Origin of the sequence: Gordonia sp. NPDC058843 (assembly GCF_042743165.1) — a bacterium.
Classification (GTDB): Bacteria; Actinomycetota; Actinomycetes; order Mycobacteriales; family Mycobacteriaceae; genus Gordonia.
Genome location: NZ_JBHYNC010000056.1, coordinates 1 through 20200 on the forward strand (window position 1 = coordinate 1; position 20200 = coordinate 20200).

The 20200-nt window shown below is 68.4% G+C and carries 21 protein-coding genes; 12 read left to right on the forward strand and 9 right to left on the reverse strand.

Features of this window, described 5'->3' with window-relative positions; translation table 11 throughout:
* Both ACFW3F_RS23165 and ACFW3F_RS23170 read right to left on the reverse strand, forming a co-directional pair.
* Positions 1-499 (reverse strand): DUF222 domain-containing protein (locus tag ACFW3F_RS23165; RefSeq protein ID WP_388061643.1); only part of this gene is annotated, 499 nt, incomplete at its 3' end.
* 46 nt (positions 500-545) lie between these two features.
* Complete coding sequence (locus ACFW3F_RS23170; RefSeq protein WP_388061645.1) at positions 546-1031, reverse strand: ArsI/CadI family heavy metal resistance metalloenzyme; 486 nt, start codon at positions 1029-1031, stop codon at positions 546-548.
* 101 nt (positions 1032-1132) lie between these two features.
* Between ACFW3F_RS23170 and ACFW3F_RS23175 the strand changes: the two genes are divergently transcribed.
* Positions 1133-1495: an Rv2640c family ArsR-like transcriptional regulator gene (locus tag ACFW3F_RS23175; protein ID WP_388061647.1), complete on the forward strand. Its 363-nt coding sequence runs from the start codon at positions 1133-1135 to the stop codon at positions 1493-1495.
* Between the two features lie 54 nt (positions 1496-1549).
* On the opposite strand, the gene ACFW3F_RS23180 is transcribed toward ACFW3F_RS23175, so the two are convergent.
* On the reverse strand, positions 1550-1789 hold the full coding sequence (locus ACFW3F_RS23180; protein WP_388061649.1) for a three-helix bundle dimerization domain-containing protein: 240 nt from the start codon (positions 1787-1789) through the stop codon (positions 1550-1552).
* Positions 1790-1933: 144 nt separating this feature from the next.
* On the opposite strand from ACFW3F_RS23180, the gene ACFW3F_RS23185 reads away from it, so the two are divergent.
* From ACFW3F_RS23185 to ACFW3F_RS23200, 4 genes are all read left to right on the forward strand, one after another.
* Complete coding sequence (locus ACFW3F_RS23185) at positions 1934-2146, forward strand: hypothetical protein (protein WP_388061651.1); 213 nt, start codon at positions 1934-1936, stop codon at positions 2144-2146.
* Between the two features lie 103 nt (positions 2147-2249).
* Complete coding sequence (locus ACFW3F_RS23190) at positions 2250-2936, forward strand: DUF899 domain-containing protein (RefSeq protein WP_388061653.1); 687 nt, start codon at positions 2250-2252, stop codon at positions 2934-2936.
* Between the two features lie 95 nt (positions 2937-3031).
* Positions 3032-3754 (forward strand): response regulator transcription factor, encoded by a 723-nt coding sequence (locus tag ACFW3F_RS23195; RefSeq protein WP_388061655.1) that lies wholly within the window; start codon positions 3032-3034, stop codon positions 3752-3754.
* A gap of 64 nt (positions 3755-3818) precedes the next feature.
* Positions 3819-5234, forward strand: coding sequence for a sensor histidine kinase (locus ACFW3F_RS23200; protein WP_388061657.1), 1416 nt, complete (start codon positions 3819-3821; stop codon positions 5232-5234).
* Here the strand turns inward: ACFW3F_RS23200 and ACFW3F_RS23205 are convergent.
* Positions 5231-6070, reverse strand: a complete 840-nt coding sequence (locus ACFW3F_RS23205) for a hypothetical protein (RefSeq protein ID WP_388061659.1) — start codon at positions 6068-6070, stop codon at positions 5231-5233. The genes ACFW3F_RS23200 and ACFW3F_RS23205 overlap by 4 nt on opposite strands.
* Before the next feature lie 35 nt (positions 6071-6105).
* A complete protein-coding gene (locus tag ACFW3F_RS23210; RefSeq protein ID WP_388061701.1) occupies positions 6106-7104 on the reverse strand; it encodes a DNA adenine methylase in 999 nt (332 codons plus the stop codon).
* Between the two features lie 230 nt (positions 7105-7334).
* On the opposite strand from ACFW3F_RS23210, the gene ACFW3F_RS23215 reads away from it, so the two are divergent.
* A complete protein-coding gene (locus tag ACFW3F_RS23215; protein ID WP_388061661.1) occupies positions 7335-7760 on the forward strand; it encodes an HIT family protein in 426 nt (141 codons plus the stop codon).
* Positions 7761-7845: 85 nt separating this feature from the next.
* Here the strand turns inward: ACFW3F_RS23215 and ACFW3F_RS23220 are convergent, their stop codons facing one another.
* The gene (locus ACFW3F_RS23220) at positions 7846-9966 is read right to left on the reverse strand and encodes a RecQ family ATP-dependent DNA helicase (protein ID WP_388061663.1); all 2121 of its coding nucleotides are present in this window, start codon (positions 9964-9966) and stop codon (positions 7846-7848) included.
* 136 nt (positions 9967-10102) lie between these two features.
* Here ACFW3F_RS23220 and ACFW3F_RS23225 point away from each other — a divergent pair, with 136 nt between their 5' ends.
* Genes ACFW3F_RS23225 through purD form a run of 3 tightly spaced genes read left to right on the forward strand, consistent with a single transcriptional unit; the run spans position 10103 to position 14748 of the window.
* A complete protein-coding gene (locus ACFW3F_RS23225; protein WP_388061665.1) occupies positions 10103-11368 on the forward strand; it encodes a glycosyltransferase in 1266 nt (421 codons plus the stop codon).
* The gene (locus ACFW3F_RS23230) at positions 11365-13440 is read left to right on the forward strand and encodes an ArnT family glycosyltransferase (RefSeq protein WP_388061667.1); all 2076 of its coding nucleotides are present in this window, start codon (positions 11365-11367) and stop codon (positions 13438-13440) included. The genes ACFW3F_RS23225 and ACFW3F_RS23230 overlap by 4 nt, the downstream gene beginning before the upstream one ends.
* 54 nt (positions 13441-13494) lie before the next feature.
* A complete protein-coding gene (gene purD, locus ACFW3F_RS23235; RefSeq protein WP_388061669.1) occupies positions 13495-14748 on the forward strand; it encodes a phosphoribosylamine--glycine ligase in 1254 nt (417 codons plus the stop codon).
* A 74-nt stretch (positions 14749-14822) separates the two neighbouring features.
* Here purD and ACFW3F_RS23240 read toward each other — a convergent pair whose 3' ends face one another.
* The 3 genes from ACFW3F_RS23240 to ACFW3F_RS23250 all read right to left on the reverse strand — a co-directional run bounded on the left by ACFW3F_RS23240 (position 14823) and on the right by ACFW3F_RS23250 (position 17186).
* Positions 14823-15767, reverse strand: a complete 945-nt coding sequence (locus ACFW3F_RS23240) for an alpha/beta hydrolase (RefSeq protein WP_388061671.1) — start codon at positions 15765-15767, stop codon at positions 14823-14825.
* 133 nt (positions 15768-15900) lie between these two features.
* Positions 15901-16380, reverse strand: coding sequence for a nucleoside deaminase (locus ACFW3F_RS23245; RefSeq protein WP_388061673.1), 480 nt, complete (start codon positions 16378-16380; stop codon positions 15901-15903).
* A 50-nt stretch (positions 16381-16430) separates the two neighbouring features.
* A complete protein-coding gene (locus tag ACFW3F_RS23250; protein WP_388061674.1) occupies positions 16431-17186 on the reverse strand; it encodes a DUF6882 domain-containing protein in 756 nt (251 codons plus the stop codon).
* 216 nt (positions 17187-17402) lie between these two features.
* Here ACFW3F_RS23250 and ACFW3F_RS23255 point away from each other — a divergent pair, with 216 nt between their 5' ends.
* The 3 genes from ACFW3F_RS23255 (at position 17403) to purB (ending at position 19994) form a co-directional block, all read left to right on the forward strand.
* A complete protein-coding gene (locus ACFW3F_RS23255) occupies positions 17403-17996 on the forward strand; it encodes a TetR/AcrR family transcriptional regulator (protein ID WP_388061703.1) in 594 nt (197 codons plus the stop codon).
* A gap of 106 nt (positions 17997-18102) precedes the next feature.
* Entirely contained in the window at positions 18103-18486 is a 384-nt protein-coding gene (locus ACFW3F_RS23260) for a hypothetical protein (RefSeq protein WP_388061675.1), read from the forward strand.
* An 80-nt stretch (positions 18487-18566) separates the two neighbouring features.
* Positions 18567-19994 (forward strand): adenylosuccinate lyase, encoded by a 1428-nt coding sequence (gene purB, locus ACFW3F_RS23265; RefSeq protein WP_388061677.1) that lies wholly within the window; start codon positions 18567-18569, stop codon positions 19992-19994.
* Positions 19995-20200: the final 206 nt, after the last annotated feature.

A 20200-nucleotide genomic window follows, 5' to 3' on the forward strand; every position in this document is an offset into this window, starting at 1 on the left:
CGTAGTCGGTGCGTGTCATGGCGATGGTGAAGCGGCGCTGGTCGATCCGCCCGCAGGCGAGGGTGTTGCCGGTGAGCATGAGTCGGTAGCGCAGGGCATCGCCGGTGCGGATGAGGTCACGGGCTTCGGCGGCGGTGATCATCAGTGCCGCGCCGAGTTCGGCGGTGGCTTGGTCGAAGCCGTCGGGCCCGTATTCGGCATACGGGTCGATCCCGGCGGCGGCGTCGGCGGCGCGTCGGTGCAGTTCTGCTTCCGAGGAGGCTTGGCCGTCGCGGTGTTCGGTGCGGCGCAGGTGGTAGTCGAGTTCGCGTTCCTCATGCAGCAGGCCCGCCGCGGTGAGGAGTCGGTAGGAGGCCGCGGAGGTGATCGATGCGCAGTGGGTGATGACGTCGACCAGCTCGGTTGCGGACAGTTCGACGTCGGAAAGCGCTGGGGTCAGCGAGGATTCGCCGACAGGCTCCCCGCCCGCAACAGGTGTGTCACCGCCCCCGAACTGCATGACACCAATGTACGACCCACCACCGACAAGAACCTGCGCAGCTCGTTCAGCAGCAGGCAGTACGTGCCTCGGCGGGGTTGGTGGCGCTTCCTCCGCAACACGCCGAACCCTGGTCTGCATCGCCGAGTGTGTTCTCCGCCAGCAGTTTCGGACTGGAGCCGAACGTCTCGGAGTCGGCGAGGACGGTGTAGACCTCCCACTTCTCGCCGGCGGGGCCGGTGACCCACACCTTGTCCTGGGTCGCGAAGCAACACGTCGAGTTGATCTCCGCCTGCGTGAACAGACCCTCGTCCGACAATCGGGCGATCTCGGCGTGCACCTTCTCGCTCGACTCGACTTCGACGCCGAGATGGTTGATCGTGCCGCCCTCGCCTGGATTCTCCAGGAGCACCAGTTTCAGCGGAGGTTCGACGATCGCGAAGTTCGCATACCCGGGCTTCCGTTTGGCCGGGGCGGTGTCGAACAGCTTGGAGTAGAACTCGATCGCGGCGCCGAGATCATCGACATTGAGTGCGAGCTGCATACGGGACATGGCGAACCACCTTTACCTGTGAGACATATGTCGAAAAACAGTGCGTCCTTGCAGGATGCCACCTTTTCGACATATGTCAAGAACGGCGGTAGGGTGTGGCCATGCCGAAGACCTTGCCGATGGTCGACATCAGTGCGCCGATCTGCTGCGCGCCGGTGTCGGCAGCCCCACTCGACGACGCGACCGCTCTCGAGATCGCGTTGCGGCTCAAAGCACTTGCCGACCCGGCGCGGATCAAACTCGTCTCGATCCTCCTCGCCGACAACGGCGACGGGATCTGCACGTGCGACCTCGCGACGGCGGTCGGGCTCACCGAAGCCACGACGAGCCATCACCTGGGCCAACTACGAAAGGCCGGGATGGTCTTGCCCGAGCGTCGCGGAATGAACGTCTACTACCGATCGAGGCCGGAGTCGCTGGAGGCGCTGCGCAATGTCCTCAGCGTGACGCCCGGCTGCTGCTGACCGGCCTGGCTGCTGACCACGGGACCGCGCGTCACGGTGCGATCCCGGTCCGGGTCACTCCCCGGCGTGGGGCCGGACGTATGTGGGATCGGCCATCACGTCGGTGCCGCCGAGTGCTTTGTTCGCGCGGCGTTCCACGAGCAGGGGAACGAAGTCGCGGACCTCGGTCCCGTCGAAATGCTGGTAGGCCTTCTCGACCGCGGCGGCGACATCTTCGGGCGGCCGGTGCGTGTAGAGGCCGATCAACCGGTCCTGGACCTCGCTGATCTGACGACGTTCGTCATTCGCATCCATGCACACAATTTAGTTCGAATGTGACAACGTGGACCGTCACGACGGATGGATTCACCGAGCGTTCATCTCGCCGCTATCGACGCTCAACCTCGTCGATGTGGTGATGGTCGGCGGTCAACGGTCGGAGAACCTACGATGACACCCATGGTTCCGTCACGGCGACCGATCGATCCCGCCGCCCAGGCGCAGGCGCGAGTGCTGGTCGACGAGCTGGAACGCGTCGCGGACTCGCTGGTCGACCGGCTGCAGAGCGGCGCCGGTGGCGAGAAGGTGCAGCGGGCAGCGCGTCGGGAACTGTACGAGGTCCGCGAGTACGTGCGTCGGCTCCAGAGCACCTACGCCCTCTCTGCTCTGTAGCGGAATGGCCGCGCTTCGATGAATTCGGACGCCCGCGTGGGTCTGAACCGGTGAACTGTTCACATCACCGGACGAAGGGCATCGACATGCGAGAGGCATTGTCATGAGTGCGGCGCTCCCACCCGTAGCCGACCACGAGACCTGGGCGGCGGCGCTGGCCGATCTCCGACGCCGCGAGAAGGCGGCCACCCGTGAGCTAGACGCCGTCGCCGCACAGCGCCGTCGACTCCCCATGGTCGAGATGGACGACTACGTCCTCAGTGGGCCAGACGGGCCGATTCGGCTCGTCGAGGTCTTCGACGGACGTGCACAACTGATCGTCTACAACCACATGTGGACCGAGGGCGCCCGGTTCCAGTGCCCGGGTTGCACCGGGTTCACCACCCAGTTCAGCCGACTCGACTACCTCGCCGACTACGACGCGCGGTTCGTCATCATCACGCCCGGACCGATCGACGAGGCGCTGGCGTACAAACGGCGTGTCGGTAATCGGATGGACTGGTACTCGTCGGCGGGAACGACCTTCTCGGCCGACGTCGACGCCGCGCCGGGCGAAGGATTCGCCCTGAACGTCTTTCTCCGGGACGGCGACACCGTGTATCGCACCTGGCACTCCACCGGGCGCGGCACCGAGCAGCTCGGCTTCGTGTTCGGGCTCCTCGACGTATTGCCCTACGGGCGGCAGGAGGAGTGGCAGGATTCGCCGGACGGCTGGCCCCAGAGCCCGACCTTTTCACGCTGGCGCGGCTCCGAGGAGATGGCAGCGGCGTATGGTGACCCCGACGAGTGAGCTCCCGGTCTGCGGAGAACTCGCTGGTCGGCGTTCACAGCAACCTCCCAGGGTTCCTACAGTGAGGTGCCAGGGCCTGCTGGGAGTCTGGTCGTGTGAGTGAATCGGGCAGACAGAACAGCACGCGTGGCGCGAAGGTCCTCGTAGTCGACGACGAGGAGAACATCCGCCAGCTGTTGTCGGTGTCGCTCAAGTTCCAGGGCTACGAGGTCGAGACCGCTGCCGACGGCCCGGCGGCCCTCGACCGATGCCGTGCCGGCAAGCCCGACGTCCTCATCCTCGATGTGATGATGCCGGGGATGGACGGGTTCGGGCTCTTGCGCCGGTTGCGGGCCGACGGGGTCGAGGCCCCCGCATTGTTCCTGTCCGCGCGGGACACGGTGGAGGACAAGATCAACGGTCTCACGATCGGCGGCGACGACTATGTGACCAAACCGTTCAGCCTCGAGGAGGTCGTCGCCCGACTGCAGGTGCTGTTGCGTCGCAGCGGATTCGACGACCAGCGGCGCGCGTCGTCGAAGATCGCCTTTGCCGACATCGAGCTCGACGACGAGACCCACGAGGTGTTCAAGGCCGGCGAGCTGGTCGCGCTCTCGCCGACGGAGTTCACCCTGTTGCGTTACTTCATGGTCAATGCGGGCACGGTGTTGTCGAAACCGCGCATCCTCGACCATGTCTGGAACTACGACTTCGGCGGCGAGGTGAACGTCGTCGAGTCCTATGTGTCCTACCTCCGCCGCAAACTGGACACCGGGGACAAGCGGCTCATCCACACCCTTCGCGGAGTCGGGTACGTGATGCGTGAGCCCCGTGACTGACGCGGCGGTGACGAGCGATGATCGCGGGAGGCGCACACGCGGTGTCCCGCTACGGATCTCGCTGGTGGCCGTGACAGTACTGCTCGTCGTCATCGGCTTGCTCGCCTCCGGTGTGGCGGTGACCTCGTCGATGCGCCAGGATCTGATCTCCCGCGCCGACGACGGGCTGGAGAACGCCGTACGCACGTGGGCCGAACCCCGTGGGTTTCTGGGCGACGGCCCGGGCCCGCCCGGGCCGCGCAGGCCCCCGTCGCCCTACTACGTCGAGTCTGTCGTCTACGGGCCCGGAGGGGTGTCCGCGGACAACGTCTACAACCAGTTCGACGACGCCCCCGACCTCGACGGGCTGACCGGCGACAATGCCGGACCAGTGACCGTCCCGTCCGTCGACGGCGACGGACCGCAGTGGCGGGTTATCAAGCGCAGCAACACTTTCGGCAGGTCGATCGTGGCCACGCCGATGTCCGACATCGACGACACGGTGAACAGACTGATCTGGCTGCAGATCGCGATCGGCGCCCTGGTCGTCCTGCTCATCGGGGTGCTGAGCTACGTCCTGGTGCGCACGAGCCTGCGTCCGCTGCGCCGGGTCGAGGAGACGGCGCACGAGATCGCCGAGGGGAACCTGACACGGCGCGTGCCACCCGCACCACCCAACACCGAGGTCGGCAGCCTGTCGGACTCGCTGAATCGGATGCTCGGTCAGATCCAACACGCCTTCGCCTCGACCGCAGCGTCGGAACAGCAGGCGCGCGCCTCCGAGGAGCGGATGCGCCGTTTCGTCGCCGACGCCAGTCACGAATTGCGGACTCCGCTCACGTCCATCAAGGGCTTCGCCGAACTCTATTCGCAGGGCGGCGTTCCCGATGTCACCGACGCGATGCGACGCATCGACGACGAGGCCGGCCGGATGAACCTGATGGTGGAGGATCTGCTGATGCTCGCGCGACTCGATGCCGCGCGTCCTATGGATTCTGCACCCGTGGACCTCCTCGGTCTGGCCGCCGACGCCGTGCAGAGCGCGCGTGTCGCGGCGCCCGAGCGCGAGATCCGGCTCGACGTCGTCCCGGGTGACCGGCCCCCGGTCGTCCTCGGCGACGGACCACGTCTGGTGCAGGTGCTACGCAACCTCATCGGCAACGCGGTGAATCACACGCCGCCGGACGCCTCGATCACGGTCAGGGTGGCCATCGACGACAACATCGACGACAGCACCGACGACGGTTCGTCCGCCGGTGAGGCGGTGCTGACTGTCGCCGACACGGGCCCGGGACTCACGGCGGAGGATGCCGACCACGTCTTCGAGCGCTTCTACCGCGGCGACTCCTCGCGGCACCGCGGCTCCGGCGGTGGCAGCGGTCTCGGCCTGTCGATCGTCGCCGCCCTGGTGGCCGCACATGGTGGGCAGGTCGGTGTCGACACGAGTCCCGGTGCAGGGGCCACATTCTGGGTTCGATTGCCACTCGCGAACGCCGACTAGATCAACCGGCGCAACTTCGCGAAGTCGGTGACGTCGTCGCGGAATCGGTCGAGCCCGACGAGTGTGTACATGCCGTCGATCTGACGTGTGACCCAGAGCTGGTGGATGCGTCGCAGGTCGGATTGCCTCGACTTCCAGCCGATTCCGTCGATGACGGCGAGAACCAGCTGGGTTGGCAACCGCACCTCGGCCATCTCCTCGATCTCGCGGACCGCGTCGGTGAGTTTCGAGCCGGTCGAGTCGAAACCCTTGGCCGCCACCACGATGTCGGCCGACGACGGGTCGCCCACGATCAGGTCGGCAGGCGCGGTGCGCCCGTTGCGCCCCGCGAACCGGGAGCGGGTGACGTAGTCGAGACCGATGTCGCGGGCGATGTCCTCGATCTCGTCCTCGATGCGACGTCCCGACGCACCCGCGCGCGTGGCGGTGGCCCGTGTGCCTGCGCGGGCCACGAGGATGTCGGCGAAGGTGAAGGTCCGGGACAGCTGGGTGCGCAACATGCGGACGAGGTCGAATTCGGTGTCGAGCCAGGTCACCAGCTCGACCGGTTTCGCCCGGGCCAATGCGTGCCAGCCGCTGGTGTCGAACCGATCGCGCAGGGCGTTCTTCAGCTTCTCCTGCGACAGCCCGACTGCGAGTCCGAGAACAGGGACGTCGGTGGGGTTGTCGCGCACCCAGGCCGCGAGTCCGGCGATGTCGGTGTCGAGGAGCTCGCCGAGGCGGGTCGTGGCCTGGGTGATCCGCTCGGCCTCCGGCGTCGACGCGGTCGGGTCGACGTGAGAGGTCAACCGTCCCAACGATGTCAGGTAGTCGTCGAAGTCGCCCGCGGTGCTCATTGTTCGTCGTGTCCCTGGTTCGTCGGGTCTGCCGGTCAGTCCCGGCCGATGAACAGGTACTCGCTGACGTCGCGGCGCGTCGCGGCCGCGTGGGTGCCGAAGCTGTACTTGTGGTCGATAGCGATGACCTCGACGGACGGCTTGACCTTGCCGAGCAGGTCGACGATGCGGTCCTTGCCCGGCAACGCATTCGACGAGTACGACAGCACGATCGCGCCGGCGTCCTCGAAATGCTCGAAGGTGCGCAGCAGCGCGTCCTCGATGGTCCGCTTGTAGGCGAATGGCGTGAATCGCTTCGGCAGCTTCTTGGTCTTCGTGTTCTCCATGATGCTCATGCCGCGCCAGTAGGCCGACAATCCCTCGAGGAAGTGATAGCGCTTGATGTAGTCGTTGTCGTCGGTCGGCGGGGCATACGGGGGATCGAGGTAGACCAGATCCGGCGGTGCGGACCACGGCAGTTCGAGGTCGAAGATGTCGCCCTGCACACTTCGGCTTTTGCGCGCGTTGCTGAACACGGTGGCGTTGTAGTCCGCGGCAGCCCGCAGACGGAAGTGGTCGCGCAGGGTCATCGTCAGATCGCGCCGGCCGTCGGCGTAGCGCGTCGAGTCGGTGAAGGTGAACACGCCGCGCGGTTGTTTGCGAGCGGCCGAGAGCACCAGGGCGGCGATCGCGAGGTCGCGCCGGTACCCGCGCAAGGCGTCGACGTGCGACCACGCCGAGTCCAGGAATGCGCGGTCCTCGGTGGTGAAGTACAGGCCGTCGAAGGTCCGTGAGATGTAGTCGCGGTCGTCGGCGGGGGGACCGCAGATCGCCTCGATCAGTTCCGGCTCGAGCCGGACACTCGAATTGGCGACCGACGCGCGGGTGATGATGTGCGGGAAGTTGAGGAAGTCGTTGCTGACGACCTCGAAGCCCTGCGCCTTCAGCAGATAGGACACCACTCCGGAACCGGAGAACGCGTCGACCGCGGTGGACCCACCGATCTCGGCGAAGGTGCGTTCGAGGTGGGGCAGGAGACGGTACTTCGACCCCATGTACCGAAGACGTGGGAAGCGTTGGGCGCGGGCCAGGACGTCGCTGGATCCGACGACGGGTCGGGAGGTGCGTCCCGCCGGGGATGATTCTGGCCCACTCACACCGAAAAGGATGTCATGGACCCCCGACAGTCGGCCGCAGACAGTCCGGCCCCGACACTTCTGGGACAACACCCGTTGTTGCCGCCGGCGTCACCGCCGCGATGGGCGCAGCACCTAGACTCGGGCCCATGGCATCGGTCTTCAGCATGATCATCAACGGCGATCTCCCCGGTCGGTTCGTCTGGAAGGACGGCGAAGCGGTCGCGTTCCTCACCATCGAGCCCGTCACCCCCGGTCACGTCCTGGTGGTTCCCCGTGCCGAGGTCGATCACTGGGAGCAGATGGACACCGCGGCGTTCGCCCACCTCAGCGCGGTCGCGCAGAACGTGGGCCGCGCGGTGAAGGACGCCTTCGACGCCCCTCGGATGGGTCTGCTCATCGCCGGCCTCGAAGTCCCGCACGTGCATGTCCATGTGTTCCCGGCGCTGTCGCTCGAGACCTTCGACCTCGCCAACGCGAACAAGAACGTCCGTCCCGAGGACCTCGACGCCGCGGCCGAGAAGATCCGCGCGAGCCTGCGTTCCCTCGGCTACGGCGAGTACGTCGCCGACTGACCCCCTGCAAACCCACCCTTTTTCGGCAAACCCACCCCCTCGCACGGTGGTGGGTTTGCCGAATAGGGGTGGGTTTGCGGAGGGTTCACACCGTCCGGTGGATCAGGAGCGGTAGCACCGCGGTCGCTCCGGCTTCGCGGAGTGCGGCGGCGGCCAGGGTGATCGGCCAGCCGGAGCTGTTGGCGTCGACGACGAGCATCACGTTGCGGCCGGCGACGTCGGGCGGGTCGCCGAGGTGATCCCGCCAGTAGGTGGCCTCGACGGCGCCCGTCGCGTCGGTCGGTGGATCGCCCATGCGCACGGGAAAACTCCCGCCGTCACGTTTCCCGACCTTCCGCAGGTGCTCGGCCAATGTCTCGGCGAGCGTGGTGCCGGTCAAGCGCAGCGACACGATGAGGTCGGCGCGTACGCCGGTGTCGCGTACCCAGGCGGCCAGGGTCGCGACCGCGGCATCGCCCAATTCGGCCACCGCGCGCTCGTCCCCGTTGCGCGCGGCGGCGAGCACCTCCACCCACTCCGGGGCGTCGGCATGGGCCAATACGCGCCCCGGAGCAGCGAGTAGGTCGGCGGGAATCCTTCCGCGACGGCCGAATTCGCCACCCGGCCACATCTTGCGCGGGTCCAGGGTCTGGGCCTTGCGGCGCAGCGTCGAGGTCACGGTGCGTACGGTCTCGTCGTCGACGGAGTCGGTGAGTCCGTCGCTCAGGGCGCCTCGGCAGACCGAACAGCGCCCGCAGTCCGCGGCCTGCGGGTCGTCGAGTGACTCGGTCAGCAGCCGCATCAAGCAGGTGCGTCCCGCGATGTAGGCCCGCATGATGTCGGCCTCGCGGCGACGCACGGCGAGGATGCCCTCGTAGTGCGCCGCATCGTAGGTCCAGGGCTTGCCCGTGACGACCCACCCGTCGGGCGTCCGGTCGGTGACACCGTCGACCGCCAGTTGCTTGAGCATCAATTCGATACGGGTACGGCGGAATCGGGTCGCGGCCTCGAGTTGGATCACCGATTGCGGTTCGTCCGCGGACTCGAGCGCGGCGAGCAGATCACGCATCTTGTCCGGGTCGGGGATCGTCGCGGTCGCGAAGTGGTCCCAGATCCGGTCGTCGGTCTGCGACGCCAAGAGCATCACGACGGCGTCGTCGAGGGCGCGACCGGCACGGCCGACCTGCTGGTAGTAGGAGACCGGTGACGGTGGCGACCCGACGTGAACCACGAATCCGAGATCGGGTTTGTCGTAGCCCATCCCGAGCGCCGACGTCGCGACCAGCGCCTTGACCTCGTTGCGTAGCAACGCGTCTTCGAGTTCGTGGCGGCGGTCGGCGTCGAGCTGACCGGTGTAGGCGGCAACTCCGACGGCGTCGCCGTGCACCGCGCGGATCGCCTCGACCAGACGGTCGGCGTCGGCGACCGTCAGCACGTACACGATGCCCGACCCCGGGAGGGCGGACAGCGACTGCGCCACCCAGCCGTAGCGCTCGACCGGGGTGAGTCCGTCGAGCACGTTGAGGTGCAGGGACTTTCGCGCAAGCGGCCCGCGCAGGACGAGGGTCGGATCACCCGCTGTGCCGGCGTCGAGTTGAGCGGCCACGTCCTCGGTGACACGGGCGTTGGCGGTGGCGGTGGTGGCCAGGACCGGCGTCGTCGGGTTGACGGTGCGCAGGACGTCGGCGACTCGGCGGTAGTCGGGACGGAAGTCGTGACCCCAGTCGGAGACCGCGTGCGCCTCGTCGATGACGAGCAGACCCAGGTTGCCGGCGAGGGCGTCGAGGACCCGGCGACCGAAGCCGGGGTTGGCGAGACGTTCCGGCGACACGAGCAGGACGTCGAGGTCACCGGCTCGCAGCTGTGCCTCGATCGTCGACCACTCGTCGACGTTCGACGAGTTGAGTGTGGCCGCCGACAAGCCGCCGCGGGCAGCGGCCGAGACCTGGTCGCGCATGAGGGACAACAACGGCGACACGATGAGCGTCGGCCCACCGCCACCGGCCCGGATGATCGCCGTCGCCGACCAGTACACGGCCGATTTGCCCCATCCGGTGGCCTGGACGACCAGCACTCGCGCGCCGCGCTCGGCGGGATCGGCGGGACGGCCGGCGAGCGCGGTCACGGCCCGGAGCTGGTCATCGCGCAGCGCGGCGCCCTCACCGGCCAGGCTGGTGATGACGCGGTTGGCGGCGGTCAGCTGGTCCGGGGCGAGGGTTGCGGGCATGTGCCCAATGTAGATGCGCTCTCGGACACGCCCACGATGTCCGTCCACACCGTGCCGGTCGTGCCGGCAAGCGTTCACAGGAACCTGGCAGCTCACGCGCAGAGTGAGCCGAGGCTGGGAACCGACAGTGGTCCCCATGATCCCAGAAGCACCGCCGGGCCGGACGGCGCAGATGTACACACTCGCCGACACGTCCACGCCGAATCCGGTAGTCGACATCGTGGTCCCCGTCTACAACGAGCAGGCCGACATCGCGTCGTCGGTGCGTCGCCTCGCCGACCACCTGCGCCTGCACGTGCCCTATGCCTCGCGGATCACCGTCGCCGACAACGCCAGCACCGACGACACCCTCGCGATCGCCGTCGCACTGGCGGGCGAGATCGACGGCGTGCGCGTCGTCCATCTGGAGCAGAAGGGACGCGGTCGCGCGCTGAGCTCGGTGTGGCAGCACAGTGACGCCGAGATCGTCGCCTACTGCGACGTCGACCTCTCGACCGATCTCAATGCCCTGATGCCACTCATCGCCCCGCTCGTCTCGCGTCACTCCGACATCGCGATCGGCACGCGTCTCAGTCGCTCCGCGCGGGTCGTCCGCGGCCCCAAGCGCGAGTTCATCTCCCGCTCGTACAACCTGATGCTGCGGACCGCGATGGGTGCCAGGTTCTCCGACGCGCAGTGCGGTTTCAAGGCGATGCGCACCGACATCGCGCGGGAGCTGTTGCCGTTCGTCGCCGACACCGGCTGGTTCTTCGACACCGAGCTCTTGGTCCTCGCCGAGCAGATCGGTCTGCGCATCGCCGAGGTGCCGGTGGACTGGGTCGACGACCCCGACAGCACCGTCGACATCATGCCGACCGCGATCGCAGACCTCAGAGGCTGTGCGCGCGTGGGTCTCGCGCTGGCGATGGGCCGGTTGCCGATCGCGCAGCTGCGTGCGTCCATCGGCCGGAACCGAGCCGCTGGACCGCAGCTCGACGGGGTGCCGACGGGGATGGTCGGCCAGTTGGCACGTTTCTGCGTGGTGGGCGTGGCCTCCACGCTCGCCTACGCGATGCTGTTCCTGGCGCTCCACTCGTTCCTCGGCGCCCAGATCTCGAACGTGGTCGCCCTCGGGATCACCGCCGTCCTCAACACCGCCGCCAACCGGCGGTTCAGCTTCGGCATCCGCGGTCGCGACAACGCCTTGCGCCATCAGCTCTTCGGGCTGGGGGTGTTCCTGTTCGGCTGGCTGGTGACCTCCGGTGCGCTGCTCGTGCTCCACACCGCCGCACCCGACACGACCAAACACATCGAGCTGATGATCCTGGTGATCGCGAACCTGGTGGCGACCCTCACCCGGTTCATCGGTCTCCGCTGGGTGTTCCGCAAGGCGCCCGTTCACCACACGGAGGTTTCCGCATGAGCACCACCCTCGTCCACGCGACGAATCCCGTCGCGCCCCCCGATCCCTCGGGCGTGACGTGTTCGTTGTCGAAAAAAACGCGCGGGGAACGCCTCTCGGTGATCGCGCTCCTGGTCGGCACCGCCGTCGCCTACCTGTGGAACCTGTCGATCAACGGATGGGCCAACTCCTTCTACTCGGCGGCCATCCAGGCCGGTTCTCAGTCATGGAAGGCGTGGTTCTTCGGGTCGTCGGACATGGCGAACTCCATCACCGTCGACAAACCGCCTGCCTCACTGTGGATTCCGGGACTCAGTGCGCGGATCTTCGGGGTCAACCCGTGGTCGATCCTGGTACCCGAGGCGCTGATGGGCGTCGCCTCGGTGGCTCTGCTCTACCTGATCACCCGGAGGTACCTCGGTCACTGGGCCGGGATTTTCGCGGGTGCGACCCTCGCGGTGACACCGGTCGCGGCGATGATGTTCCGCTTCGACAACCCCGAGGCGCTCCTCATCCTGCTGATGATCGCGGCCGTCTGGTCGATGATGAAGGGCCTGGAGGACGGTCGATGGCGATGGCTGGTCCTCACCGGGGTGTTCGTCGGGTTCGGCTTCCTCACCAAGCAGCTGCAGGTCATGCTGATCGTCCCGCCTTTGGCCGTCACCTACCTGGCCTTCGGTCCACGCGGGTGGTTGCGCAGGCTGGGCCAGTTGGTCGCGGCGCTCGGCGCGATGATCGTGAGCGCAGGCTGGTGGATTCTCGCCGTCGAGCTGTGGCCGGCCTCGTCACGGCCGTACATCGGTGGCTCGCAGAGCAATTCGATTCTCGAACTGACTCTCGGTTACAACGGCCTCGGCCGGCTCAACGGCAACGAGATCGGCGCCGTCGTCCCCGGTGGTGGTGGAAATGCGATGGAGGGCATGGGTCGTGGCCCGGGCGGTGCCGGTGGCGGTGGCGGCGCGTGGGGTGAAACCGGCTGGCTGCGGATGTTCGAACCCGCGCAGGGTGGTCAGATCGCCTGGCTCATCCCGACCGGACTGCTCCTCGTCGTCGTGGCGCTCGTGCTCGTCGGGAAGGCCCGACGGACCGACCCGCGTCGCGCCTTTCTGGTCGTCTGGTCACTCTGGCTGCTGGTCACGATGGGTGTCTTCAGCTTCATGGCCGGGATCTTCCACCAGTACTACACGGCGGCACTGGCTCCCGCGGTCGCCGCGGTCGTCGCCGGCGGCGCGGCGGTGTGCTGGTCGCACCGGGACCGGTTGTGGGTGCGGATCGCGCTGGGGATCTCCATCGCGATCGCCGCGATCTGGGGCCACGTCCTGCTCGACCGCACGCCCGACTTCGTGCCGTGGCTCCGGTTCACCGTGCTCGTCGTCGGGCTCGCCGCGGCGGTGGCCATGGTCGTCGCCCGGCGTCGGGGCATCGCGGCCGCGGCCCTCATCGGGGCCGTCATGGCCGGTCTGGCCGGCCCGGTCGCCTACACCGTCGACACCATCGCGACCGAGAAGAGCGGATCCATCATCACCGCGGGACCGCGCGTCGCGGGCGAGTTCGGTCCCGGTGGCGGTGGACCGGGTGGACGAGGTGGCCCGGGCGGTCCCGGCGGACGAGGCATGCCTGGCATGCCACCGCAGGGATTGGGAGCACCCGGGCAGGGGATGCCCGGTATGGGTCAACAGGATGGGGGCGGTCGCGGTGGCGACGGCGCCGGAGGACTGCTCCGTGGTTCGACGCCGTCGGCGGCGCTCGTGGACAGGCTCACCGCCGACGCCGACGACTACACCTGGGTGGCCGCTGCGGTGGGATCGATGTCGGCCTCCGGCTACCAGCTCGAGACCGGCCACTCGGTGATGCCGATCGGCGGGTTCAACGGAAGCGACCCGTCGCCGACCCTGGCGGAGTTCCAGGAGCTCGTCGCCGCGAAGAAGATCCACTACTTCATCGGCGGTGGTTCTGGTCCCGGTATGGGGGGCGCCATGGGCGGCAACTCGGCGCGACCGTCGTCGCAGATCAGCACCTGGGTGCAGGAGAATTTCACCGCCGTCACCGTCGACGGCGTGACCCTGTACGACCTCACCCAGCCCACGAGCTGACCGGCGCCGACACCGTTTGGGCGGTCACGGGTACCGGCGTTTAGAGTCATGGACGTGCGCGTACTCGTGATCGGCTCGGGCGGCCGCGAACATGCCCTCCTCATCGGTCTGGCAAGTGATCCGGCGGTCACCGACCTACACGTCGCCCCGGGCAACGCCGGCACCTCGTCGATCGCCACGAACCACCCCGTCGACGCCGTCTCGGGCGACGCGGTCGTGGCGCTGGCGCGCGAGATCGACGCCGACCTCGTGGTCATCGGTCCCGAGGTGCCCCTGGTCCTCGGGGTCGCCGACGCCCTGCGCGCCGCCGGGATCGCCACGTTCGGTCCGAGTGCGCAGGCCGCGCAGATCGAGGGGTCCAAGGCGTTCGCCAAAGACGTCATGAAGGCCGCGGGGGTCACGACCGCCCACGCCGAGATCGTCGACAATCCCGCCCGGCTCGACGCCGCGCTCGACCGCTTCGGCCCCACCTGGGTGGTCAAGGACGACGGTCTGGCAGCGGGCAAGGGCGTGGTGGTCACCGCCGACCGCGAGGTCGCCCGCGACCACGCCGCCGAGTGCCTCGAGAGCGGGCACCCGGTCCTGCTGGAGAGCTTCCTCGACGGGCCAGAGGTGTCGCTGTTCTGTCTCGTCGACGGCGAGACCGTGGTGCCGCTGCTGCCCGCGCAGGACCACAAGCGCGTCGGCGACGACGATGCCGGACCCAACACCGGCGGCATGGGTGCCTACACCCCGCTGCCCTGGCTGCCAGCTGAGATGACCGCGCGCATCGTCGACGAGGTCGTCACACCCGTTGCCGCCGAGATGGTTCGACGCGGCATCCCGTTCTCCGGCCTGCTGTACGCGGGTCTGGCGATCGGCGCCGACGGCCCCGCAGTCGTCGAATTCAATTGTCGCTTCGGCGATCCGGAGACGCAGGCGGTGCTGGCCCTGCTCGAATCGCCACTCGGACAGGCGTTGCACGCGACTGCCACGGGCACCCTCGCCGACCTGCCACCGCTGCAGTGGCGTGACGGTGCCGCGGTCACCGTGGTCGTCGCGGCGGAGAACTACCCCGGCAAGCCGCGCACCGGCGACGCCATCACCGGCGCCGACATCGACGGGGTGCTGCACGCCGGCACCGCGCGCAACGCCGACGGCGCGGTTGTCTCCTCCGGTGGGCGGGTGCTCGCGGTGGTGGGTACCGGTGCCGACCTCGCCGAGGCCCGCGAGCAGGCCTACGCGCGCATCGCGAACATCAGACTCCCCGGTTCCCACTTCCGCACGGACATCGGCCGCAACGCCCTCGAGGGCCGGATCAGCATTTAGAGCTCGCGCACATCATCCGTTCCCGCTCACCGAAATCGTGTGAGCGCGAACGGAATCCGTGAGCGGAACCCGACTCAGATCGCCAGGTTCCGTCCGAGGAACTCGACCTGCTCAGGCAGGACGCTGCGCCAGTACCGGTTGGTGTGACCACCCGCCGCCGTGCCGAACGCGGCGGGCGGGCGGAGTCCGGCGGCCCACTGGCGCGTGTAGGTGTAGAACTGGTCGCTCGAGCCGATGTTGATCAGCAGCGGGATCTTCGCGAACTTCGGCTGAGCGCCGAACAGCGAATTGGCCTGGTAGTCGGCGATGCCGTCGAAGGCGCGCGGCGGGAAGTTGCGCGGGTCGGCCCACATCGCGGGGGAGCTGACCGCCACCGCGGCCACGCGCGGCGAGCCCAGCATCGCGGCCAGGCGCAGCGCGCCGTAACCGCCCATCGACCAGCCGAACAGACCGATGCGCTCGGTCGACAGATCCAGATCGGGATTGCTCGCCAGCATCGGCAGGAACTCGTCGAGGACCATCGCGCCGCCGTCGGTCCCGTCGGTACGGCGGTGATAGTAGTTGCGCCCGATGTCGGCGGCCGCCAGAGCGAACGGCGCGTTTCCGGCATCGACATACTGCTGCATCACGGTCTGCATCTCGAGCCGCGGCGAGAAGATCGACTTCTCGTTGGTGTTCAGCGCGTGGAGCACGACGACGACGGGCAGGGTGCCGGTCACGCCGTTGGGGCGGGCGACGGCCCAGCGTGTGTCGCGGCCACCCATGCGCGCCGAGCGGAAGCTGCCGGTGATCAGCGGCGGACCACCGGTGACCGGCGGTGGCGACGCCTCGACCGGGAGTTCGTCGTCGGCCTGGCCCTCCAGCTTGCGCGGCTGCACGGACGTCGGCGGCGTCGAACCAGAGCATGCGGCCACACCCAGCGCGGCGGCGCCGAAACCGGCGGCCAGGACAGCACGACGACCGACGAGAGCACTGTTGCGCTCGTCGGGATCACGGGGGAGGGGCGGTACTCGGGTCATCGAGTCAACAGGGTAATAGGCGACCCCCGCCTTGCCGCAACGGATCGGCGCGCAACGCGCACCGATGTGAGGAATCTGTCTCACACCCGGCGTGTTCAGCGGTCGATCGGAGGACAAGCGGCCGATCTGAGCGTCAACTGTGTTGCCAGAAACCGGCATGGACCTCGCGTGCGGAGTCGAGGGTGTGCGGACCGCGCACGACGATCGGCCGGCTACCCGCGTCGAAGACCCGGCGGCACGGCATCGCCAGCGTCGGATTCGCGGGGTCGTCACCGGTCATCGCCCGCAGGTCGTCCTCACCGAGCGCGTAGACGACCGCACCGATCCCGGCCCAGTAGATCGCCCCGGCGCACATGGCGCACGGTTCGGTACTGGTGTACAGCGTCAGCTCGGCCCTGGCGGCGAGATCGAGGTGCCCGACCGCACGCACGACGTTGGTCTCGGCGTGCCCGGTCGGATCTCGCTCCGTGTCGACGGTGTTCATCCCCTCCGCCACCACGGTGCCGTCCGGTGCCACCAGGAGTGAGCCGAACGGGTGGTCGCCGCGGTCGCGGGCCGCAGCGGCGAGTTCGATGGCCCGCCGGAGATGGGTGTCGTCGTGGTCGGGAGACATGTCCCGATGGTCCCACGGTTCGCGGTGTCACCGAGGCGAAGGGCGTGGGTTCAGGCCGGTCCGACGAGTTCACAGCTGAAGTCGACGGGCCGCGCGCGCCGGTCGAACTCGACGTGTGCGACGGACTCGCCATCGGTGACGTCGCAGATCGGCGACCGGCCGCCGTCGGAGCCGGTGCGCCAGCTGATGTGCCAGCCGCGCCGCGCGGCCATCCCGTGGATCGCCACCCGATGGTCGTTCACCGCAAGAGATCTCATCACCGTCGGCATCATGGTGGCGAAGTCGGCGAAGCTCGGCTCGGGCAGCGCGACGTCGGCGAGGAGGTACACCGCGAGATCCCCGTCCTCGAGCCGCGCCGTCCAATACGGACTGATACCGGTGCTCTCGACCGCGGCCGCGGCCACGATGTCGATCGCCTGCGTCCGGTAGTCGGCGACCTGATCGCGAGACAGACTGTGCGGCAATGGCACCCGGGGAACGGCGAAGTCGTCGACGCCGAACCTGGCACCGACGTCCCGCAGCGCGGCGGCGGGACCGGCCGGCTCACCGCAGGGATGAGCCCAGCCCCACACGATGGCGTCCGACTCGATCACCGCGATCAGGGTGGCCCGCGAACGGACAAGCTCGTGCTGACCGCTTTGTCCGGGTGAGGATGTCGAGGTGAAGACGACGGTCCGCTCCGCCGGGTCGCAGCGCGCCTCGAAATTCCCCAACCGCTCGCGGAGGAGATCGGCGAACGCGACCTGCCGGAGGCAGGTGTAGAGCGCCGCGTAATCGGCGACAGCATGAAGGCCGTCGAACTGCATGCGCTCACGGTAACCGCGGGTGCGCTCGTCGTACCCCGGTGTCCGACGTCCGACTGACGAGGCCCCCGGATCGCGCCGGGGGTGCGGTGAGCGAGGGGACAACGGAACGGGCGTTGCCAGAGGTCAGCGGACTTATACGGGAATCCGACTGGGCGTGTGTCGCTTTGGTGAAAGCGATACGACGGTACCGGCCCTTTGGCAGCATGAACAACCATGATGACCTCGGCGGCGACACCGAAGGGTGCGCGGCGGCGGTCTCGATTGATCGAGGCTGCCGGCGAGCTGTTGCTCGAAGGCGGCTTCGACGCCGTGCGTCATCGCGCGGTGGCCGAGCGTGCGAAGCTCCCGCTGGCATCGACCACCTACTACTTCGGCTCGCTCGATGACCTGATGGCCGAGGCTGCCGCCAACCTGTGCGCGCACGACGAGGCCGCAGTCGTCGCCCGCTGCAACGCCCTTCCGCGTCGGCACCGCGGCAGCGCCGCGACGGCGGGCGCCCTCGCCGACGTCTTCGTCGGCCCCGACACCACGGTCCAGCAACTGTCCGCGCGATACGAGATGATCGCTCTCGCAGCGCGCTACCCGCTTCTGCGTACCGTCGTCGCCGCCCGTGGACAGTCGCTCGCGTTCCACCACTGCGAGCTCCTGGTGAAGTCGCATCGTGTCGCCGACCCGGCTCACATCGCGCAGCTGATCGGCATCGAGGACGGCGCCATCGTCGGCGCGTTGGGGCAGACCGCCGTCCGGCCGGTCGACGCGGTGCGCGACGCATTGCTCGACGTCGTCGACGTCCTCGCGCCGAGGGAGTGACCGGACAGCGAACCTCGTGAATAGGCCGCGCGGGCCGCGCGGCGATGACACGATGGGGCCTCAGGTCACCAACGGGTAGGGGGATCGTGTGTCGGCACGACGGTTGATGGTGGGGATCGGAGCCGCGCTCGGCGCGGCGGTGATGGGTGCGACGGCATTCGCCGCCCCGGCTGCGCAGGCGGCGCCGGCCGGACGGGTCGATGCATCGGTCCCGTTCTCCTCGGCGGTCTACGGCACAGGTTGCACCTATCCGCTGACCGTGGCGGTCGACTCATCCGGCTGGGTTGAGTTCTTCGAGGTCAGGGCCGGTCTACCGCCACGCTTGGTGGGACGCGACCTGGCCCAGGGTGCTCTCGCCTCGACCACCTGGGTTCCGCACCGTATCGGCGACAAGTACCTGTATGCGGTCCAGAACGGGAAGGTCTCGCCACCGACATTCGTCCGCGTGCGGCAGGGTTACGGCTCCAACGGAGCGTGCATCGCCTTCTGAGGGAACACACCCCTCGCCCCTGGTGTGCGCCCGCGAGGCGCTTTTTGAGGATCTGATCGGCGGCAACCTACACTGGGCGGGTGTCGAAGCCCGTCATCGCCAACGTCCTGGCCAGCCGCTATGCCTCCGCCGATCTCGCCGAGCTGTGGTCGGCGAGCACCAAGATCGAACTCGAACGGCGACTGTGGATCGCGGTCCTCAAGGCCCAGCGTGACCTCGGCATCGACGTACCGGCCGACGCCATCGCCGACTACGAGCGCGTCGTCGACCAGGTCGATCTCGCGTCGATCGCCGAACGTGAACGGGTCACCCGCCACGATGTGAAGGCCCGGATCGAGGAGTTCAACGCCCTCGCCGGTCACGAGCAGATCCACAAGGGCATGACCAGCCGCGACCTGACCGAGAACGTCGAGCAGCTGCAGATCCTGCGTTCCCTCGAGCACGTCCACGCCCACGGGGTCGCGGTGCTGGCGCGAATCGTCGCCCTCGCGGCCGACTATTCGTCGACGGTGATGGCCGGACGCAGCCACAACGTCGCCGCCCAGGCCACCACGCTCGGCAAGCGATTCGCCTCCGCCGCCGACGAACTCATGATCGCGCTGACCCGCTTGCGCGAGCTGATCGACCGTTATCCGCTGCGCGGCATCAAGGGGCCGATGGGCACCTCGCAGGACATGCTCGACCTCCTCGGTGGAGATGCGGTCAAGCTCGCCGACCTCGAGGGCCGCGTCGCCGATCACCTCGGTTTCGCTCGCTCGTTCACCTCGGTCGGCCAGATCTACCCCCGTTCGCTCGACCACGACGTGGTGTCGGCTCTCGTGCAGATGGCCGCGGCGCCGTCGTCGCTGGCCCACACCATCCGTCTGATGGCCGGCCACGAGCTCGTGACCGAGGGCTTCCAGCCCGGACAGGTCGGCAGCTCGGCGATGCCGCACAAGATGAACACCCGCAGCTGCGAGCGCGTCAACGGGCTCGCGGTCGTGCTCCGGGGCTACGGCTCGATGGCCGCGGAACTGGCGGGCGCGCAATGGAACGAGGGCGACGTGTTCTGCTCGGTCGTCCGCCGCGTCGCGCTGCCCGACGCGTTCTTCGCGATCGACGGTCTGATGGAGACCTTCCTGACCGTGCTCGCCGAATTCGGCGCCTACCCGGCGGTGATCGCCAACGAACTCGACCGCTACCTGCCGTTCCTCGCGACTACCAAGGTCCTGATGGCCGCGGTGCGTGCGGGTGTCGGACGCGAGACCGCCCACGAGGCGATCAAGGAGAATGCCGTCTCCGTGGCCCTCGCCATGCGGGAGGAGGGACGCGAACCCGATCTCCTCGACCGGCTCGCCGCCGACGACCGCATCCCGCTCGACCGCACGCAGCTCGACGCGTTGCTCGCCGACAAGACCGCCTTCGTGGGTGCCGCCGAGCAGCAGGTCGCCGACGTGATCGCGGCCGCGGAGAAGATCATCGGCCAGTACCCCGACGCCGCCGGTTACGCCCCGGCGCCGATTCTGTAGCGCGCCTGCGCACCTGAATCCGGCCCGCTGACGTCCCCCGCTCCCTGATCCGAAAAGCCACAGACCCACTGGTCCCTGAGGTGCGAGGAGCGCAAGCGACGAGCCACGAAGGGCCTGGTGAGACACGTTGCTACACCCTTCGTGGGGGGGGGGGCGCGCCCCACGCGGGGCCCTAGGTGGGGGCGGGGGGTGGGGGGGGGGGGAGA

Excerpts from the sequence above, each read along its gene's own strand:
- ACFW3F_RS23225 (WP_388061665.1), top strand. The coding sequence starts at position 10,103 with ATGATCCCAGAAGCACCGCCGGGCCGGACGGCGCAGATGTACACACTC.
- ACFW3F_RS23210 (WP_388061701.1), bottom strand. The coding sequence starts at position 7,104 with ATGGGGTCGAAGTACCGTCTCCTGCCCCACCTCGAACGCACCTTCGCC.
- ACFW3F_RS23175 (WP_388061647.1), top strand. The coding sequence starts at position 1,133 with ATGCCGAAGACCTTGCCGATGGTCGACATCAGTGCGCCGATCTGCTGC.
- ACFW3F_RS23250 (WP_388061674.1), bottom strand. The coding sequence starts at position 17,186 with ATGCAGTTCGACGGCCTTCATGCTGTCGCCGATTACGCGGCGCTCTAC.
- ACFW3F_RS23255 (WP_388061703.1), top strand. The coding sequence starts at position 17,403 with ATGACCTCGGCGGCGACACCGAAGGGTGCGCGGCGGCGGTCTCGATTG.
- ACFW3F_RS23220 (WP_388061663.1), bottom strand. The coding sequence starts at position 9,966 with ATGCCCGCAACCCTCGCCCCGGACCAGCTGACCGCCGCCAACCGCGTC.
- ACFW3F_RS23205 (WP_388061659.1), bottom strand. The coding sequence starts at position 6,070 with ATGAGCACCGCGGGCGACTTCGACGACTACCTGACATCGTTGGGACGG.
- ACFW3F_RS23230 (WP_388061667.1), top strand. The coding sequence starts at position 11,365 with ATGAGCACCACCCTCGTCCACGCGACGAATCCCGTCGCGCCCCCCGAT.
- ACFW3F_RS23190 (WP_388061653.1), top strand. The coding sequence starts at position 2,250 with ATGAGTGCGGCGCTCCCACCCGTAGCCGACCACGAGACCTGGGCGGCG.
- ACFW3F_RS23170 (WP_388061645.1), bottom strand. The coding sequence starts at position 1,031 with ATGTCCCGTATGCAGCTCGCACTCAATGTCGATGATCTCGGCGCCGCG.
- ACFW3F_RS23240 (WP_388061671.1), bottom strand. The coding sequence starts at position 15,767 with ATGACCCGAGTACCGCCCCTCCCCCGTGATCCCGACGAGCGCAACAGT.
- ACFW3F_RS23180 (WP_388061649.1), bottom strand. The coding sequence starts at position 1,789 with ATGGATGCGAATGACGAACGTCGTCAGATCAGCGAGGTCCAGGACCGG.
- ACFW3F_RS23245 (WP_388061673.1), bottom strand. The coding sequence starts at position 16,380 with ATGTCTCCCGACCACGACGACACCCATCTCCGGCGGGCCATCGAACTC.
- ACFW3F_RS23260 (WP_388061675.1), top strand. The coding sequence starts at position 18,103 with ATGGTGGGGATCGGAGCCGCGCTCGGCGCGGCGGTGATGGGTGCGACG.
- ACFW3F_RS23185 (WP_388061651.1), top strand. The coding sequence starts at position 1,934 with ATGGTTCCGTCACGGCGACCGATCGATCCCGCCGCCCAGGCGCAGGCG.
- ACFW3F_RS23215 (WP_388061661.1), top strand. The coding sequence starts at position 7,335 with ATGGCATCGGTCTTCAGCATGATCATCAACGGCGATCTCCCCGGTCGG.